Below are 15,848 nucleotides of genomic sequence, written 5' to 3' on the forward strand. Positions count from 1 at the left end.
GGGTATGGACTACGCAATCCATCATTGGTCTAAGCGGCTATTGGAAAGCAGGAAACCGGCGTACCTGCTGATCCCCGACCTCATCGAGGAAGATCTCGCCGCGGGCCGTCTGAAGCCACGCGACCGCCTGCCCGGGTTGCGCGATCTCGCCGGTGCGCTGAACCTCAACTACACCACGGTGGCCCGCGCGTATGCGGAAGCGCGCCGACGCGGCCTGCTCGATACGCGCGCGGGAAGCGGCACGTTCGTGCGCGGCCCGACGCGAACGATTCCACTGTCGGGAGGAAGCAGCATCGAGATGTCGATGAACATGCCGCCAGAGCCGCCCGAGATGGCCAGGCGACTACAACAATCGGCGGCGGCATGGATCGATGGCGCCGATCCTTACCAGCTCATGCGATATCAGGATTTCGGCGGCACCCCGGCGGATCGCGCCGCCGGCCGCGCGTGGCTGGCCAATCGCCTGCCGGGCTGCAGTGGCGATACCGTGCTCGTCTGCCCGGGCATCCACAGCGCGCTCGTCGCGCTCGTCTCCACGCTTGCGCGCCGCGGCGACGCAATCTGCCTCGATTCGCTCGCTTACCCGGGCATCAAGGCAATCGCATCACAGCTGGGCGTACAGTTGCAGCCGCTGCCACGGGACGACGACGGTCCGTTGCCGCACGCATTCGAATCGCTCTGCAAAAGCGGACGACCAGCCGCGCTGTACTGCAACCCTACTCTGCAGAACCCGAGCACGCTCACGATACCGTTCAGACGCCGCGAAGCCCTAGCCGATGTCGCACTGCGCTACAACGTGCCCATCATCGAGGACGACGCGTATGCGATGCTGCCGCAGAGCGCGCCGCCGCCGCTGGCGTTGCTGGCGCCCGAACTGACCTACTACGTGACCGGCATGTCGAAGAACTTCGGCGCCGGGTTGCGCATCGCTTACCTGCTGGCGCCGACGGTGCGTGAAGCGCAGCGTATCGCCGGCGCATTGCGCGCCACCACCGTGATGCCGAGCCCGTTCACGATGCTGCTGTCGACCCAATGGATCAACGACGGCACCGCGAGCGAAATGCTGGCCGCGATTCGATCGGAGGCACATGCACGGCAGGCCATCGCGGGCCGGATTCTCGGCGCATGGCCGTTCGATGCCCACCCCGACGGTTTCCATCTCTGGTTGCCGATTCCGCGCGAGTGCCTATGGACCGCACCGGACCTGGCGCAGCATCTGCGGAGTCGAAGCGTCGCCGCCGTGGCGAGCGCGGCATTTTCGACGGACGGCGACCCGCCGGCGGCGATCCGTATTTGCCTCGGCGGGCCGCAGGATCGTGAGCAGTGCCGCGACGGCCTGGAACTCGTCGCGGATGCACTGACCGACGCGCATCATCTTTACGGTGCCGCGATGTAGCGGCCGGTACCGCGTCGAATACAAACGAACGCCCCGGTTCGCCCTCGCGCTCGACCCGCAACCGTCAGAACGTGGGTCGAATGCCGATCCGCGCCGCGGCCTGAAAACTCGTGCTGGACGGCGATCCGAGCGCAGCTTCGATTTGAGCGCCGTGTGCATGATCATGCGCGAGCGCGCCAACGAAATAAACGTCCGTTCGCTTGGAAATGAAGTATTGCGTCACCTGACGGGATCTTTGCGCAAGGCAGGGCAACGCCTGTCTTGAGGGCCGTGAACCATTCATGCCCGCGAGCCGCTCCGCGTACCGATCGAGCATTTCACCGAGGTTCCGATGGAAGCGACTGCAGCGTCGAAGCAGCAGCTTCGACGTCCGCTCGAACGCTAGCGCGCTCACTGCCCACGTCTTCGGAAGCAGTCCGTACGATATGACGATATGCGGTCGGCGAATGGCCGGACCTGCGCTTGAACGCGTTACTGAATGCGCTTTCGGACGAGTAACCGAGCGACTGGGCAAGCAGAGCCACCGGAATGTTCTCGTCGCGCAAACGGCGCTCCGCAACGCGCATGCGCCACTCGCCAAGATAGGCCAACGGCGCGACACCGGCGCTCGCCCTGAAGTGAGAAGCGAACGTGGTCCGCGACATCGCACACGCGGCGGCAAGCTCATCCAGATGCCATGAACGTGCGGGATCGCCGTGCATCAGTCGCAATGCGGGGGCGATGCGCGGGTTGCCGAACGCGCGCAGCCATCCCGTCAAGGACGCGGACGTTTTCAGATGTGCACGCAGTATCTGAATGAAGAGCAGCTGGGAAAGCTGGGCCGATACGAGTTGCGCGCCAGGCAGATCGGCCGCGCGCTCTTCCACGAGTTGCTCGAGAAGCCAGCGAACCTTCACGGCCTGCGGCGATACGGCCGGCACGTGAATCCATGGCGGCAGAACGTCCGACAGCAAGCTGCCCGTTACTGGATCGAGCAGTACGTGCCCGCCGATCTGCGCGAAGTCGTCGCCGTCGCCCAGTTTCACCGCCGACCTGCCGGCGCCCGAGAACAACGCCATCGCGTCGACGGGCGGAACGCAAGGATCGCTCGCGAGGACGAAGGACCGCTTTGCCGTCAGCAACCCGACGTCACCGCTTCCAAAGCGGATGGGCGTTTCTTCTCCGTCGATAGAAACCCAGCACACGCCCTTCACCACCGCAAAGAACTTGATCTTGTCGGGTGCCGGAAATCGAACGGCCCAAGCGCCGCCGGCGGAAAAGCCTCCCGTCGCCAGCGATTCGGCGCTCGTGAGCCTCAGGATGTCGGAGAAAGGGTCGTCACTCATGATCGTACTGTCGCGCAAGTAAATCGCACTATAGAGCATTAACAAGCCGCCGGCCGGGCCTTAACCTTCCGGTTCTTCGTCCCGGACACTCAACGACATGAACAGCAATACCAGCCTCGAATCGGTTCTCGTAACGGGCGGCAGCGGCTTCATTGCGCAACACTGCATCCTGGCGCTGCTCGATCGCGGCTATCGGGTGCGAACCACCGTTCGCTCGCTCGCACGCGAGACTCAGGTGCGCGCGCAGCTCGAAAGAGGCGGCGCAAAACCTGGCGAGCGCCTGTCATTCGTCGAGGCGGATCTCCTCGCCGACGACGGCTGGCAACAGGCAACTGCCGGCTGCACCTACGTCGTGCACGGCGCGTCGCCCACGCCCACCGGCACGCAGACGAGCGAAGACGATTGGGTCAAGCCTGCCGTGGCAGGCACGCTGCGCGTGCTGCGTGCGGCGCGGGACACGGGTGTAAAGCGCGTCGTGCTGACCTCCGCTTTCGGTGCGATCTGCGCCGGCCACGGGCCAATGAGCCGCCCCTTCGACGAGACCGACTGGAGCAACCTGACGGCCGCCGATGTCTGGCCTTATCAGAAGTCGAAGACGTTGTCGGAACGCGCAGCCTGGGATTTCATCGCGCGAGAAGGACGCGGCATGCAACTGTCCGCGATCAATCCGGTGACGGTTCTCGGGCCCGTGCTCGGCGACGACTATTCGCACTCCATCCGCCTGATCAGGGGCATGCTGAACGGCCAGCCCGGCAATCCGCGCATCAATTCCGGCTTCGTCGACGTGCGCGACGTCGCCGACCTGCATGTGCGCGCCATGACCCACGACGCCGCGAACGGAGAGCGCTTCATTGCCATTGCCGGCGAAAGCATGTGGCTCGCCGGAGTCGCGCAGGTGCTCAAGGCGCGCATGGGGGATGCCGCGCGCCATGTGTCCACCCGGGTGCTGCCCGACTGGCTCGTGCGCATCGGCGCGCTGAAGGATCCCGCGCTGCGAGGATCGCTGCCGCTGCTCGGCCGCAATCTGAACGCCACCAGTCAGAAAGCCATCAGCTTGCTCGGCTGGTCGCCGCGCCCGCGCGAGGACGCCATTGTCGCCACGGCCGAAAGCCTCGTGCACCTCGGGCTGCTGCGCGATGCCGGCCGGCGATAGCATCCGCACAACCACCGCTCCCGCCGCTGCCATTTTGTTCCGGCCTGCCGATCGAGGGCCCTGCGCCCCGAAAGCACCGCCAGCCCGGCGACGGTTTTGCTCACTCTCCTACGGAGGCTCCATGCCTGACACCACCACCGCCCGTCTTGCCGCACTCGGACTGGTTCTTCCGTCCCCCATCGCGCCGCTCGGCTCGTATCGGACCGTATCGATCGCGGGCAACCACGCACACGTGTCGGGCCTCGGGCCGTTCGAGAACGGCAAGCCTGTGACGGGCATCGTCGGAGAAGACATGAGCATCGAGCGCGCTCAAGCCTGCGCACGGCTGACGATGCTGATGATTCTGGCTTGCCTCGACGAACGGTGCGGGCTCGATCGCGTCAGGCGTTGCATACGGTTGACCGTGTACGTTCGCGCGTCGGCTTCGTTCACTCGGCATCCGCAGGTGGCGAACGGTGCGAGCGACGTACTGCTGGACCTGTTCGGCGCGGACTTGTTGCCGGCCCGCAGCGCGATCGGCGTGCACACGCTGCCCATGGGCATTCCGGTGGAAATCGACAGCGTATTCGAGTTGCACCGCGAAGCAGGCCGCGATTAGTTCGCCCGGTCCCGTCGCGCCGGGCGTGGCGTCAGCGTGTCGACGCGAGTTTCAAGGTTCAGTGGAATCTATCCGCGCCCGATCGCGGGCGCGGCGAGCAGCGCCTGGGCGGTGCGCGTGGCCATCGGGTCGTCGGATTTGTACGCCGCCGCGTAGGCATAGGTACGCCACGATGCATCGCCAAGCGCATAAAGACATACGGCCGCGAGCGCCATGCCGCGCGACGACAGTGTGCCATCGCGCTCCACCCGGCGCAATTCGCTCAGCGCCTCGCCCCAGGCGCGTGCACGCACATGCCACCAGGCCAGCACCTCGCGCATTTCGCCGTTCCCGGGACGCAGCACCGCCATCGCGTCGAGCAGGTCCTGGACGTCCGAAAACGTATCCAGCGCCGCACCGGCCCACAGCACGTCCATCATCCCCGTAACGATCGCGTTGTCGCTCAACGTCTCGATCATGTGCTTCTCCAAGCTTTTTCAGCCAATCGCCATCGGCGCACGCATCATTGCGCCCGCTCGCGCATTCAGCGCGTTTCACTTGCCGCCCGCGAGCGCCCTCGCCTCGGCCGCGATGCCCACGAGCGACAGCTGATCGCGTACCTGATCGATGAAAATCGCCGCCATCAAGGCGAGCATCAGAATCGTGAGCGCGCCTTTCACGGGCTGCGCCAGCGACGGCAGATCGAGCTTTTGCGACACCTTCCCGGTAAAGCCGAAGCCGATATCGATCAGCAGCAGCATCAGCATCATCGGCGTGGCCAGCTTCGCCACCGTTTCCATCAGCGAGTCGGTCTTCAGCAAAACGAACGATTCGAGTACCGATCCCCCGGCCGGCGTGAGGTTCGCAAGCGGCCACCAGGTATACGATTCGTAGATCGCGCCGAGCAGAAACGTCATGCCGCCCAGACACCAGAACGCCGCGATCGCGAACTGGCTCAGCAGCGTGGAAGTCAGCGACGTCTGCTGCCCCTGGCTCGGGTTCTGCATCTGCAGTTGATTGAAACCGGTCAGATCGTCGACGTACGTGCCGACGCTTTCGGCGGCCCAGAACACCGTCGACGCCGCGAAGCCAAGGCCGACGCCGATCAGCGCCTCCTTCAACCCGATGCCCACGAGCAGCGTCGCATCCCCCTGCTCGAGCAGGCCGCGTTGCCCGTAGGCGATGAAGCTGCCCCACAGCAGCGCCAGCGCGGTGCGCACGCGGCCTTGCACGACGTTGTCGGACGTCGGCGGAAAAATCATCATCAGGACCATCAATCGTTCGCTGCAAAGGCCGAGCACGATCAGAAACCTGACCAGTTGATGGCTCGATTCGATCGATGCGAAGGTAATCTCGCTCATTTCAGTCGCCTGTCGTTCAATGGATGCGCGGCTTGCGGGCGCGCTTGCCGCTTCAAAACGCCGGGCTGGGCCGGCGGCTCTCCGATGTTTCCTCGTCCTGCGCGTCCTCGATCGCGAGCTCGATTGCCTTGACGAGCGTGTCGCGCCGCTTGCCGTAGATGTCGATGCGGGCACGGTTGCGCAGAATCTCGGTGCGCAGCGCACCGATCTGCGCCTCCTTCGCCGCCAGCGCCTGCCCGGCCTGCGCCGCCCGGGCCTCGAGCATCGCGTGCTGCTCGGCCGCGTGCGAGCGGAATTCGCGCAGCTTCAGATACTCGTCCGCCCGGAAGGACACGCTGCCCAGCATCGCGTCGATCTTGCCGTCGTGCGCGGCAAGCTCGGCCGCATGCGCGTGCACCGCCGCGCGGCTTTCCTCCAACGCGTCCGTGAGCGCCTGCAGCTCGCCGCGCAAACCGCCGAGCGCCGCATTGAGCTTGCGATCGAGCTGGCGGCGACGCGAGAGCACGCGCTCGAACGCGGCAACACGGCGGTCTTTCATCGCTCGCCTCCAGTATCAGGACTGCACGATCTCGCCGAGGGCCGCGAGCGTGTCGCTCGGGTCGACGAGCAGATCGGTCGGTTGGCCGAGGAAAGCCCGAATCGCGTCGATCTTCGCAATGGCTTCGTCGGCAAGCGCATCGGTGCCGCTCTGATACTCGCCCACCTGCAGCAGCAATTCGACCTCCTTGTGCTTGGCCATCAGCCGCCGCACGTGTCCCGCCGCCGCCACGTGCTCGCGCGGCACCACCTGCGTCATCACGCGCGACAGACTGCCGAGCACGTCGATCGCCGGATAGCGGTTCTGTGCCGCGATCTCGCGCGAAAGAATCATGTGACCGTCGAGAATGCCCCGTACCTCCTCGGCGATCGGGTCGCCGCCCGATTCGTCCTCGGCCAGCACGGTATAAAGGGCGGTGATCGAGCCGTGCTCCGAGCGGCCCGCGCGCTCCAGCAGCCGCGGCAGCTCCGCGAAGATCGACGGTGGAAAGCCGCGCCGCGTCGGCGGCTCGCCCATCGCCAGGCCGATTTCGCGCTGCGCGCGCGCAAAGCGCGTCAGCGAATCCATCATCAGCAGCACACGCATGCCGCGGTCGCGGAAGTATTCGGCCACCGCCGTTGCCGCATAAGCGGCCTTCGCGCGCTCGATCGACGAGCGGTCCGATGTCGCGCAGACGACGACCGAGCGGGCCATCCCGTCGGGCCCGAGAATGTGCTCGCAGAATTCGCGCACTTCGCGGCCGCGCTCCCCGATCAACGCGATCACGTTGACGTCGCAGCGCGCCCCGCGCGCGAACATGCCCATCAACGTACTCTTGCCGACGCCGGCCGGCGCGAAGATGCCCATGCGCTGGCCCTCGGCCAGCGTCATCATGCCGTCGACGACGCGCACGCCCGTCGGCATCGGGGTATCGACGACGGGCCGCGACATCGGATCGGGCGGATCGGCGATGACGGGCTGCCATTCGTCGCATTCGAGCGGCCCCTTGCCGTCGATCGGCTCGCCCAGGCTGTCGATCACGCGGCCGAGCAGGCGGGGGCCGATGCGCAGCGAAAGCGGACGTCGGAGTCCCACCACGCGTGTCGCCCGCGACACGCTGCCGAGCCGGCCGAACGGCGAGAGCAGCGCGACGTCGCGCGAGAAGCCGACTACCTCGGCACGCTGCAGCAAGGCGCCTTCGGGCGAGCGCAGCTCGCATAGCTCGCCGAGCGTCGCGTCAAGCCCCGATACGCGTACGAGCGTGCCGATCACTTCCTGCACCTTGCCGCATGCCGCGGGTTGTGCGCGGGTGCGCAGTTCGCGCTCCATCGCATCCATCAGCGCCGAAAAGCCGCGTACGGCCCGCGGCTGCGCGATGCGCACCCCGCTCGCTTCGTCGGTTCCGAAACCGTCCGCGCTGTCGATCATGGCGCTCCCTTCCTTGTCATGTCTTCTTCCACGTGCGGCGCGAAGGCCGGTTCAGATGGACATCGCGTCGGCGTCGGCATACGCGGCATCGGCCCAGCCCTCGTCGCGCCGGTCGTCCGCCGTGTGCAGGGCCGCGGCATCGTCTTGCCAACCTTCTTCGTCCCCGATGTTGCCGTCGCCATCGTCGCCATCGCCGCCGTCGGCCGCGTGCGCATCCGGGTCCGTCAGGTCCTCGCCGGCTCCGACGGCGGACTCGCCGATCGGCACCTCGGCGTTGCCCGCGAAACCGGCCTGCGCGTCGACGGTTTGTGCGTCATCCCCGGGCCGCGCAGTCGGCGCATCGCGCCATGGCTCCTCCGCCACGCTTCGCACCGCGCGCGCCAGGGCGTCGCGCATCGCCGCCAGGTGCAACGACAAGCTCGCGTCGATCGCACCCAGATCGGTTTCGGCGACGCACGCGCCGGGCGCAAGCGTCGCGTCGGCCGCCACGCACAGCCGCACGGAGCGCCCGGCCTCGCGCCACGCCGCGGCCGCTTCGTCGAAGGCCGCGCTGGCCGCGGCCAGATCCGACGGATGAACACGCAGATGAACGGGACTGCCGTCGGCGACGATCCGCTCGACCGTCGCGGCCGCGCGCGCGAAAAGCGCCTTGGGATCCACCGACGCGACGATCTGCTCGACCGCCAGCGTCACGAGTTCGGCCAGCCGGTCCTGCTGCCCGGGCGCGAGCCGGCTGGCTTCGGCATGCGCGGCTGCCGCGCGTGCGTACCAATCGGTCAGCCCCCGCCGCAATCCGTCGTCGTAGCCCCGCTCGGCCGCTTGCGCGAACTCGCGCATGGCGCGCTCGACGAGTTCGTCCGCGCGGGCGCGGGCTTCGTCGAGCAGCATGCGGGCCTGCGCGCGCGCCGCGTCCAGTGCGTCGTCGCATTGCCGGCGCATCTCGGCGTACGCCGCATCGATCTCGACGATCGCCGCGACGCGTTCATGACGCAGGACGTCGCCTTCGACGCCCACGCCGAGGCTCGTGCCTTCGGCCTGCGGATTGCGTAACCAGATCACCATGACCACTCCGGAAACAAGTCGGGCAGTTGCGAGACGATCGAAAGGCTCAGGCTCGAGCCTTCCGAAGACGGTAGTGACAGCGGCAACGAAGGGGACGGCAACGCGCCCTCGTCGTCGCGCGCCGGCATGGCCAACCGCATGATCGCGAGCGGGTCGCCCGGCGCCCATCGGCAGTCGCGCTCGAAAAGCCGAAAGCCGAGCCAGGCCAGGACATCGCCATCGGCCGCGTCGAGCGGCACTTGCATGACCGATGCCGCGTGGCGCGCGCGTGCAGCAAGCGAACACGCATCGCCCGCAAGCTCGCGCCCGCGGGCGAAGAGCAGATTGACGCCGCGCGCCCCGATCCAGCCGGTCAACCTCTCGCGACGCGGCCGGTCGATCCAGGCGCGCAATGGCTCCGCCTGCTCGACGAGCGCGCGCAAGCGGAATACGGTCAGACAATCGTGCGCCGGCAGCAACGCAAGCGCCGTTTCCGGCGCGTAGAACGCGGCAAGCGGCGGCACCGGCATGCCCCATTCGTCGAGCAGCGCATCGGCAAGCGCCTCGGCCTGCGCGGGGTTGCATGCGCCGAGCCGGTCCGCACCGGGCACGCGTGCAAGGTACGCCGGATGCATCCAGTCGAACAGCGTACGCCGGCGCCGATGGTAGGCGGCCAGTCTCGCCGCCACGGCCGCCGGCGTCTCGCCGTTCGGGGCGGCAACGCTGTCGGCGGCGGCGTCGTATGCCTCGGCGGCGTCGTATGCGCTCGTCAAGTGCTCAACCCTGCTTGCCGTGCCGGCCATATGGTCGTTCGGATCGAAGGTCATGCCGGCGCTTTCGCCGCACGCCCCGCCCCGCGCGCGAACCGGCCCGCAAGTCCGCCGCCGCCCTTGAGCAGATTGCCGCGCCAGAGCGCGAAGCCGCCGGCGATCGTCAACAGCAGCACGCCGAGCGCGCCGCCCGCATAGACGACCCAGCCGTCCTGGCGGTGCGGGTGGGCAGGTGGATCGAGCGCATCGGCCGGCACGCTCGTCACGCTGACCTGATCGTAGGTCAGCCCCTCTATGCTGTGCACAACCAGGTTCTTGATCGCCGGCGTCATCCGATCGAGGTTCGCGTCGGGCCGGTACTTGATGAAGACCGATGCGGACGACGGCTTGACCGACTGCGCGAGCGGGTCGTTGTTCGGCAGCACGATCTGCACGCGCGCCACGACCACGCCGTCGATCTTCGACAACGTATCGTCGAGTTCCTGCGACAAACCGTAAATGAAGCGCACGCGCTCCTCGGTCGGCGTGGAAACGAGCCCGTCCTTCTTGAACAGCGAGCCGAGGTCGTCGAATTTCTTGCGCGGCAGGCCGCGTGCGCGCAGCACTTCCACGGCATGCACGATCTGCTTTTCGTCGACGCTGACCGACCAGGTCTTGCCGCCATCGGGCGTGCTCTTTTGCGCGTCGACGCCGGACATCAGCAGCGCGGCCGCCATTTCGTTGCAGTCGCTTTCGGTCAGTTGCCCGTAGAGCTCCTGCTTGCAGGCCGCAAGCGACAGCACGAGCGCCGCCACCGCGACGAGCCGCCATGTGGAGGGCAGCCTCGAAGGCACGAGGTTCGGTTTCATCAGTTGCTCCGGCCAGTGTGGGAATCCTCTCTCTTTAGGGAGAGGAGAACGTCAAGTCATTGGTTCTTCATGAGCGTCTGCACGGCGTCCTTGGACGACTGCACGGTCGCCATCTTCACCTGCAGATCGGCGTTCAGGCTTGCGATCTCGAGCTGGATCGTCATGTCGGCGGCGGCAAGGCGTTCCATCGACAGCGCGCTCATGTGCTGAGTCATATAGAGCACGTCGTTCGGCACTTGCCGGTAATAGTCCGCCTGCTCCTCGACTGCTTTCGTCACGAGGTCCGCGCGCTCGGTCGGGTGGACGGCTGCCGCATGGTGGGGCGCCGAAGCCATCATCGCCTGGAATTTGTCGACGAGCGGCTGCGATATCGCGTCCGCATTCGGCGCCGCGGGCGTCGTGCCGGTGACGCGGGCCAGTTCGTACTGGAGTTGCGATGCAGTCGTGATGCTCATTTCGTTTCTCCTGGTAGGGGCAACAGGCTCAGACGCGCATGTACTGCATCGTCAGCAGCATGTCGCTGGATGAGGACGACGGCGTCGCGACCGCTTCGCCGTCTTCGGCGTGCGCGCCGTTCTCGAACGCGAGCGCGGAATCCGGCGCAACGAAGCGGCCCGTGCGCTTCGCGGTCGCGACCGCCTGCTTCAGCTCCTCGCTCGCAAGCAGAACCTTCGCGAGCCGTTCAACCTCTTCGTTGCCGCCCTCCTCCAGCAGGTGTCGGGCCTCGTCCTGCCAACCGAACTCCTGGCGGGCCTTCAGGCACTGCAGCAACATTCCCTTGCTGGCCGGCAGGCACACCGCGCGCTCGACCAGATTGCGAAAGAGCCGTTCGGCCTCGCTCCATTCCGCGCGCACCATATGCAGCCAGCCGTCGAAAAACGCGAATTCGGCGGAATCCGGGCGCAGCAGATGCAGCACGTCGACGAGGTGCTCGAGATCGTCGATGTCGACTTGCTGCGGCGTGCCTGCGCGGGCCAATGCCACCCTGACCAGGTCGACGATCGCGCCGACGACTCCCGATGGGCACTGCGGCCGATCCTTCAGAACGTCCATCCTTTCCCCCAAGGAAATCAGATTCGATCCGATGGGCCGCACCCGATGAGGCGTGGCCTTCCGTTGACGCTAAGTTACGCAACACGACGGGCGCGCCACGTGCCGGGCACGAAGTCGCACAACGAATTGCGAAGCGCCGCATGCGATGCGGCGGCGGTCCGAGCCGCTTTCGCGGACGCCTTCGCGCGCGCCCGCCGCCGCGCGGGTTGCCTTGCTCACGTGGCCTGCGCCCGAGCGACGCGCCGTCGCGCCGCCCGCTTCGCAGCCCTTGTCCTTGCTTCGCATCGCCGTCGCGCCGGATACCGCGGCGCCGCTAACGTTGCATCGGGGCGCCCCATCCCGGGTGCGTGCCGGCGACAAGCGAAGGACAGCGGTCATGAGCGACGAGAAAACCGAAGAGCCCACAGACAAGAAGCTGGACAAGGTCCGCGAGGAAGGCCAGGTCGCGAAGAGCACCGACCTCGTCGAAGTCGCGTCGCTCGGCTCGATCGTGCTGGTGCTGACGGCGGGTCAGCACTATCTGGCCGACACGCTGCGCGCGGTCGTCAAGGAAGCGGTCGATTTCACCCACGGCGAGCGCGAGTTGCAGGACCTCTGGCCCATCCTCGTTCATATCGGCCTGCAGGCGCTCGGTCTGCTGTGCGGGATCGCGGCCGTCGCGCTCGTCGCCGCCATCATCGCGCTCGCCCCCCAGACGGGACTCAAGATTTCGCTGAAAGCCGTGATGCCGAAGCTTGCGTCGGTCAGCCCCGGGTCCGGCTTTCAGCGCATCTTCTCGATGAACTCGGCCATCGACCTCGCGAAGATGGTCGGCAAGGCCGCGATTCTCGTCGCCGTCATGTGGCAGACGATCAAAAGCGCGATGCCCGTGGTGGCGAGCGCGCTCGATCAGTCCGTACCGCAGTTGATCGGCGTGCTGTGGTCCGTGCTCATGCATGTGGTCGTGGTCGCGCTCGGCGTGTTCGTCGTCATCGGCGCGTTCGACTACAAGCTGCAGAAGTGGCTCTTCATCCGCAAGAACCGGATGTCGAAAGACGAGGTGAAGCGCGAGCACAAGGAAAGCGAAGGCAACCCCGAACTCAAGGGCGAGCGCAAGCGCATGGCCAGGGAGATGTCGCAGGAAGGCCCGAAAGGCGGCGTCGCGCGCGCGAACGTCGTCGTGGTCAACCCGGTTCACTACGCGGTCGCGCTGCGCTACGACCCGGCGGAGTTTCCGCTGCCCGTCGTCCTCGCCAAGGGCCTCGACGAGCAGGCGCTGCGGCTGCGCCAGCAGGCGATGCACGCGCGCGTGCCCATCGTCGCGAACCCGCCCGTCGCGCGCATGCTGCACAAGGTGCCGCTCAATCAGCCGATTCCCGAAGAACTGTTCGAAGTCGTCGCCGCGATTCTTCGCTGGGTGGACGGCCTCGCGCCTCAAACCGCCACCACGGAGTAGTGGACATGTTCAAGACCATGAAACTGCCCGGCATCGGCGAGGCCGGCATCGCCGTCCTGCTGATCGCGATCGTCTCGCTGATGATCCTGCCGCTGCCCCCCGCCATCATCGACGGGCTGCTCGCGATCAACATCACGATCAGCATCACGCTGCTCATGGTGACGATGTATGTGGGCCATATCGCCACGCTGTCGGCGTTCCCGTCCGTGCTGCTCTTCACGACGCTTTTCCGGCTCTCGCTGAATATCGCGTCGACGAAGTCGATCCTGCTGCATGCCGATGCCGGCGAAATCATCGAAAGCTTCGGCCAACTCGTCGTGGGCGGCAATCTCGTCGTCGGCCTTGTCGTGTTCGTCATCATCTCCGTCGTGCAGTTCATCGTGATCGCCAAGGGCTCGGAGCGCGTCGCCGAAGTGGGGGCACGGTTCACGCTCGATGCGCTGCCCGGCAAACAGATGAGCATCGATGCCGACCTCCGCGCGAACATCCTGACGCCGGACGAAGCCCGCAGGAAACGCGCGAGGCTCGCCATCGAAAGCCAATTGCATGGCGGCATGGACGGCGCGATGAAGTTCGTGAAAGGCGATGCGATCGCCGGCCTCATGATCACGATGATCAACATCGTCGCGGGCATCGCCGTGGGCGTCGCCTATCACGGCATGTCGGCCGGCGAGGCGGCCAACCGCTTCTCGGTCCTCTCGATCGGCGACGCCATGGTCTCGCAGATTCCCTCGCTGCTGATCTCGGTGGCCGCGGGCGTCATGATCACGCGCGTGGACGAAGGCGGCGACCATGGAAATTCCTCCCTCGGCGAAGACATCAGGCGCCAGTTCACGAGCAGCTCGCGCGCGCTGTACTTCGCCGCGCTGCTGCTGCTCGGCTTCGCCGCCGTGCCCGGTTTTCCGGCCGCGCTCTTCGCGCTGCTCGCCGGGCTGCTCGGCTTCGTCGGCTACCGTCTGCAGAAAAAGCAGGATGGTCCTGCCAAAGGCGCCGGCAAGCCCGTGGGGGCACTGCAGCGCGCCGGCGCCAAGGGCGACGCGCCGTCGATCCTGCCACGCCCGCCGCAGTTCACCTGTCCGCTCGGCGTGCGCCTCGCAGCCGACGTCAGCGCGCGCCTCGCGGCCGATGCCCTTGACCGCGCGTTCGACGCACAGCGCCACGCGCTGCAATCGGAAGTCGGCCTGCCGTTCCCCGGCATCATGATGTGGTCCGACGGCACGCTGCCCGAAGACAGTTACGAAGTGCTCATCTTCGACGTGCCGCAAGGGCGCACCACGCTCGCCGAAACGCGCGCGGTACACGCGGCGGCCGACGGCGGCGCCGCGGACGCGCCTGCCGCCGCGGCGACACCGGAAGCATTGATCGCACGCCACACGATCGACCTGCTGCGGCGCAATGCCCATCTCTTTCTCGGCATCCAGGAAGCACAGTGGATGCTCGATCAGCTCAACGAGGACTACCCGGGCCTCGTCGCGGAGGTACAAAAGGCACTGCCGCTGCAGAAGATGGCGGACGTGCTACGCCGGCTGCTGGAGGAAGACGTGCCCGTGCGCAATATCCGCAGCATCACCGAAAGCCTGATCGTCTGGGGACCGAAGGAGAAGGACATGCTGATGCTGACCGAGTACATCCGCATGGAGCTCGGCCGGCTCATCGCCTATCGCGCGACGGGTGGCGTGCGGGATTTGCCCGTCGTACTCGTCGACGTTCAGGTCGAGCAGCACATCCGGCAGTCGATCAAACAGACCCCCACGGGCAACTTCCTCGCGCTGCCGCCCGACGAAATCGGCCAGCTCGTCGGCAAGATCGCCGACATCGTCGGCGATACGCCGCAGCAGCCACTGGCGCTCGTCGCGTCGATGGATATCCGGCGCTACATCAAGCGCATGATCGAGGCACGGCTGCCCTGGCTGCCCGTGTATTCGTACCAGGAGCTCGGCGCGCATGTCGATCTCCAGCCCGTCGGCCGCCTGGCGATGTGATCGAGGGAGCCGCGCCATGCACTCCTCCGCCCCTCATCGCGCCCGCGTCATCGCGGCGCCGGCCGCGCACACCGACCCCGCACCCGAGATGCCGGCCGCGCAGTTGAGCCGCCAGGCCGCCCTTTTTCAGCGCCTGCGCGAAGGCACGCGCGCCGGCGCATCGGAAGCGCCCGGCGACGGGCAGCCGTGCGCCGCACCGGCCGAGCCGCCATTCGCCGAGCCAGCCGATCCGCTCTACCCGGTCGCCGGGTTCGCCGCGGACGAACATCGCGACGATGCCGGCAGCGGCGAGCGCGACGACGACGCACAGGCCGGCTCCGGCGACGACCGCGACGACGCTGCGGCGCACGCCCGATCGGCAGCCCCGGTGCCCGCTCCGGTACCTGCGACGATTCATCCGCCCATGCATTCGACGATGCGCGTGCCGGTGCATTCGGCCATGCATGGGCTCGTGCATGTGCCGGCATATTCGACGATGCCCGCACCGACGCCGATGCCGGCGCGCGGCGCGGCGCCGCTTTCACCGCAGAGGCCGCCCAACGCCCGGCCATCGACGGCTGCGCCGGACACGCCGCGCGTTCAAGCCGCGCGCGAGCCGCGGCGCCCCGAAGCAGGCGGCCCGCACGCCGTGGTCGCCGTGCAGGCACCGGCGCGCACGGGCCAGGACATGAACCGGTTCGTCGATTCGATCGTCGCCGAGGTGTCGGACTTCTGCGCCAATCCGATCGTGTTCGCAAGCGGCGACTGGCAGATCACGATTCCCATCGATCCGGCGCTGCTGCCAGGCTGCACGTTGAGCCTCGCGCTTTCGCATTTCCAGTTGACGCTTCGCTTCGACACCACCGACGCACGCTCGCGCGAACTAATCTCACAGCATGCGGCGACGTTGCGCACAAGCCTCGAAGAAGTGATGCAAGGCCGCTTCGACGGCGCGCGCAGCGTCGAGATCATCGTCACGTAAA

Annotated in this window: 16 protein-coding genes; 6 read left to right on the plus strand and 10 right to left on the minus strand. The window is 67.0% G+C overall.

All coding sequences use genetic code 11. From position 1 onward, the window contains the following. Positions 1 to 4 precede the first annotated feature (4 nt). A complete protein-coding gene (locus A9Z05_RS12705; protein ID WP_069618402.1) occupies positions 5 to 1,396 on the plus strand; it encodes a PLP-dependent aminotransferase family protein in 1,392 nt (463 codons plus the stop codon). Between the two features lie 317 nt (positions 1,397 to 1,713). Here the strand turns inward: A9Z05_RS12705 and A9Z05_RS12710 are convergent, their stop codons facing one another. Continuing rightward, the gene (locus A9Z05_RS12710) at positions 1,714 to 2,760 is read right to left on the minus strand and encodes an AraC family transcriptional regulator (protein WP_069618403.1); all 1,047 of its coding nucleotides are present in this window, start codon (positions 2,758 to 2,760) and stop codon (positions 1,714 to 1,716) included. A gap of 58 nt (positions 2,761 to 2,818) precedes the next feature. Between A9Z05_RS12710 and A9Z05_RS12715 the strand changes: the two genes are divergently transcribed. Both A9Z05_RS12715 and A9Z05_RS12720 read left to right on the plus strand, forming a co-directional pair. Beyond that, positions 2,819 to 3,874: an aldehyde reductase gene (locus A9Z05_RS12715; protein WP_069618404.1), complete on the plus strand. Its 1,056-nt coding sequence runs from the start codon at positions 2,819 to 2,821 to the stop codon at positions 3,872 to 3,874. A gap of 121 nt (positions 3,875 to 3,995) precedes the next feature. Further along, complete coding sequence (locus A9Z05_RS12720; protein ID WP_069618405.1) at positions 3,996 to 4,472, plus strand: RidA family protein; 477 nt, start codon at positions 3,996 to 3,998, stop codon at positions 4,470 to 4,472. A 68-nt stretch (positions 4,473 to 4,540) separates the two neighbouring features. Here A9Z05_RS12720 and A9Z05_RS12725 read toward each other — a convergent pair whose 3' ends face one another. The 9 genes from A9Z05_RS12725 to A9Z05_RS12765 all read right to left on the minus strand — a co-directional run bounded on the left by A9Z05_RS12725 (position 4,541) and on the right by A9Z05_RS12765 (position 11,511). Then, positions 4,541 to 4,930, minus strand: a complete 390-nt coding sequence (locus tag A9Z05_RS12725; RefSeq protein ID WP_069618654.1) for an HrpB1 family type III secretion system apparatus protein — start codon at positions 4,928 to 4,930, stop codon at positions 4,541 to 4,543. A gap of 75 nt (positions 4,931 to 5,005) precedes the next feature. Next, complete coding sequence (gene sctT / locus A9Z05_RS12730; RefSeq protein WP_069618406.1) at positions 5,006 to 5,812, minus strand: type III secretion system export apparatus subunit SctT; 807 nt, start codon at positions 5,810 to 5,812, stop codon at positions 5,006 to 5,008. A gap of 52 nt (positions 5,813 to 5,864) precedes the next feature. After that, positions 5,865 to 6,350, minus strand: a complete 486-nt coding sequence (locus A9Z05_RS12735; protein WP_069618407.1) for a type III secretion system protein — start codon at positions 6,348 to 6,350, stop codon at positions 5,865 to 5,867. Between the two features lie 15 nt (positions 6,351 to 6,365). Then, the gene (sctN, locus tag A9Z05_RS12740) at positions 6,366 to 7,757 is read right to left on the minus strand and encodes a type III secretion system ATPase SctN (RefSeq protein WP_084044221.1); all 1,392 of its coding nucleotides are present in this window, start codon (positions 7,755 to 7,757) and stop codon (positions 6,366 to 6,368) included. A gap of 51 nt (positions 7,758 to 7,808) precedes the next feature. After that, the gene (gene sctL, locus A9Z05_RS12745) at positions 7,809 to 8,819 is read right to left on the minus strand and encodes a type III secretion system stator protein SctL (RefSeq protein WP_069618408.1); all 1,011 of its coding nucleotides are present in this window, start codon (positions 8,817 to 8,819) and stop codon (positions 7,809 to 7,811) included. Beyond that, positions 8,813 to 9,625, minus strand: a complete 813-nt coding sequence (locus A9Z05_RS12750; protein WP_256121969.1) for a type III secretion protein HrpB4 — start codon at positions 9,623 to 9,625, stop codon at positions 8,813 to 8,815. The genes sctL and A9Z05_RS12750 overlap by 7 nt, the downstream gene beginning before the upstream one ends. Beyond that, positions 9,622 to 10,416: a type III secretion system inner membrane ring lipoprotein SctJ gene (gene sctJ / locus A9Z05_RS12755; protein ID WP_069618409.1), complete on the minus strand. Its 795-nt coding sequence runs from the start codon at positions 10,414 to 10,416 to the stop codon at positions 9,622 to 9,624. The genes A9Z05_RS12750 and sctJ overlap by 4 nt, the downstream gene beginning before the upstream one ends. A 56-nt stretch (positions 10,417 to 10,472) precedes the next feature. Then, entirely contained in the window at positions 10,473 to 10,871 is a 399-nt protein-coding gene (locus A9Z05_RS12760; protein ID WP_069618410.1) for a serine kinase, read from the minus strand. A gap of 28 nt (positions 10,872 to 10,899) precedes the next feature. After that, positions 10,900 to 11,511, minus strand: a complete 612-nt coding sequence (locus A9Z05_RS12765; protein ID WP_256121970.1) for an HrpB1 family type III secretion system apparatus protein — start codon at positions 11,509 to 11,511, stop codon at positions 10,900 to 10,902. A 334-nt stretch (positions 11,512 to 11,845) separates the two neighbouring features. Between A9Z05_RS12765 and sctU the strand changes: the two genes are divergently transcribed. The 3 genes from sctU to sctP are packed head-to-tail and all read left to right on the plus strand — an operon-like array spanning position 11,846 to position 15,847. Beyond that, entirely contained in the window at positions 11,846 to 12,904 is a 1,059-nt protein-coding gene (gene sctU, locus A9Z05_RS12770) for a type III secretion system export apparatus subunit SctU (RefSeq protein ID WP_069618412.1), read from the plus strand. Positions 12,905 to 12,909: 5 nt separating this feature from the next. Next, the gene (locus A9Z05_RS12775) at positions 12,910 to 14,886 is read left to right on the plus strand and encodes an FHIPEP family type III secretion protein (RefSeq protein WP_069618413.1); all 1,977 of its coding nucleotides are present in this window, start codon (positions 12,910 to 12,912) and stop codon (positions 14,884 to 14,886) included. A 16-nt stretch (positions 14,887 to 14,902) separates the two neighbouring features. Further along, positions 14,903 to 15,847 carry a type III secretion system protein SctP gene (sctP, locus tag A9Z05_RS12780; RefSeq protein ID WP_069618414.1) on the plus strand — a complete coding sequence of 315 codons (945 nt, stop codon included), beginning with the start codon at positions 14,903 to 14,905 and terminating at the stop codon, positions 15,845 to 15,847. Position 15,848 lies beyond the last annotated feature (1 nt).

It is taken from the genome of Burkholderia sp. A2 (assembly GCF_001729305.1).
GTDB classification, from domain to species: Bacteria; Pseudomonadota; Gammaproteobacteria; order Burkholderiales; family Burkholderiaceae; genus Burkholderia; species Burkholderia sola.

Excerpts from the sequence above, each read along its gene's own strand:
- A9Z05_RS12705 (WP_069618402.1), top strand. The coding sequence starts at position 5 with ATGGACTACGCAATCCATCATTGGTCTAAGCGGCTATTGGAAAGCAGG.
- A9Z05_RS12710 (WP_069618403.1), bottom strand. The coding sequence starts at position 2,760 with ATGCTCTATAGTGCGATTTACTTGCGCGACAGTACGATCATGAGTGAC.
- A9Z05_RS12715 (WP_069618404.1), top strand. The coding sequence starts at position 2,819 with ATGAACAGCAATACCAGCCTCGAATCGGTTCTCGTAACGGGCGGCAGC.
- A9Z05_RS12720 (WP_069618405.1), top strand. The coding sequence starts at position 3,996 with ATGCCTGACACCACCACCGCCCGTCTTGCCGCACTCGGACTGGTTCTT.
- A9Z05_RS12725 (WP_069618654.1), bottom strand. The coding sequence starts at position 4,930 with ATGATCGAGACGTTGAGCGACAACGCGATCGTTACGGGGATGATGGAC.
- sctT (WP_069618406.1), bottom strand. The coding sequence starts at position 5,812 with ATGAGCGAGATTACCTTCGCATCGATCGAATCGAGCCATCAACTGGTC.
- A9Z05_RS12735 (WP_069618407.1), bottom strand. The coding sequence starts at position 6,350 with ATGAAAGACCGCCGTGTTGCCGCGTTCGAGCGCGTGCTCTCGCGTCGC.
- sctN (WP_084044221.1), bottom strand. The coding sequence starts at position 7,757 with ATGATCGACAGCGCGGACGGTTTCGGAACCGACGAAGCGAGCGGGGTG.
- sctL (WP_069618408.1), bottom strand. The coding sequence starts at position 8,819 with ATGGTGATCTGGTTACGCAATCCGCAGGCCGAAGGCACGAGCCTCGGC.
- A9Z05_RS12750 (WP_256121969.1), bottom strand. The coding sequence starts at position 9,625 with ATGACCTTCGATCCGAACGACCATATGGCCGGCACGGCAAGCAGGGTT.
- sctJ (WP_069618409.1), bottom strand. The coding sequence starts at position 10,416 with ATGAAACCGAACCTCGTGCCTTCGAGGCTGCCCTCCACATGGCGGCTC.
- A9Z05_RS12760 (WP_069618410.1), bottom strand. The coding sequence starts at position 10,871 with ATGAGCATCACGACTGCATCGCAACTCCAGTACGAACTGGCCCGCGTC.
- sctU (WP_069618412.1), top strand. The coding sequence starts at position 11,846 with ATGAGCGACGAGAAAACCGAAGAGCCCACAGACAAGAAGCTGGACAAG.
- A9Z05_RS12775 (WP_069618413.1), top strand. The coding sequence starts at position 12,910 with ATGTTCAAGACCATGAAACTGCCCGGCATCGGCGAGGCCGGCATCGCC.
- sctP (WP_069618414.1), top strand. The coding sequence starts at position 14,903 with ATGCACTCCTCCGCCCCTCATCGCGCCCGCGTCATCGCGGCGCCGGCC.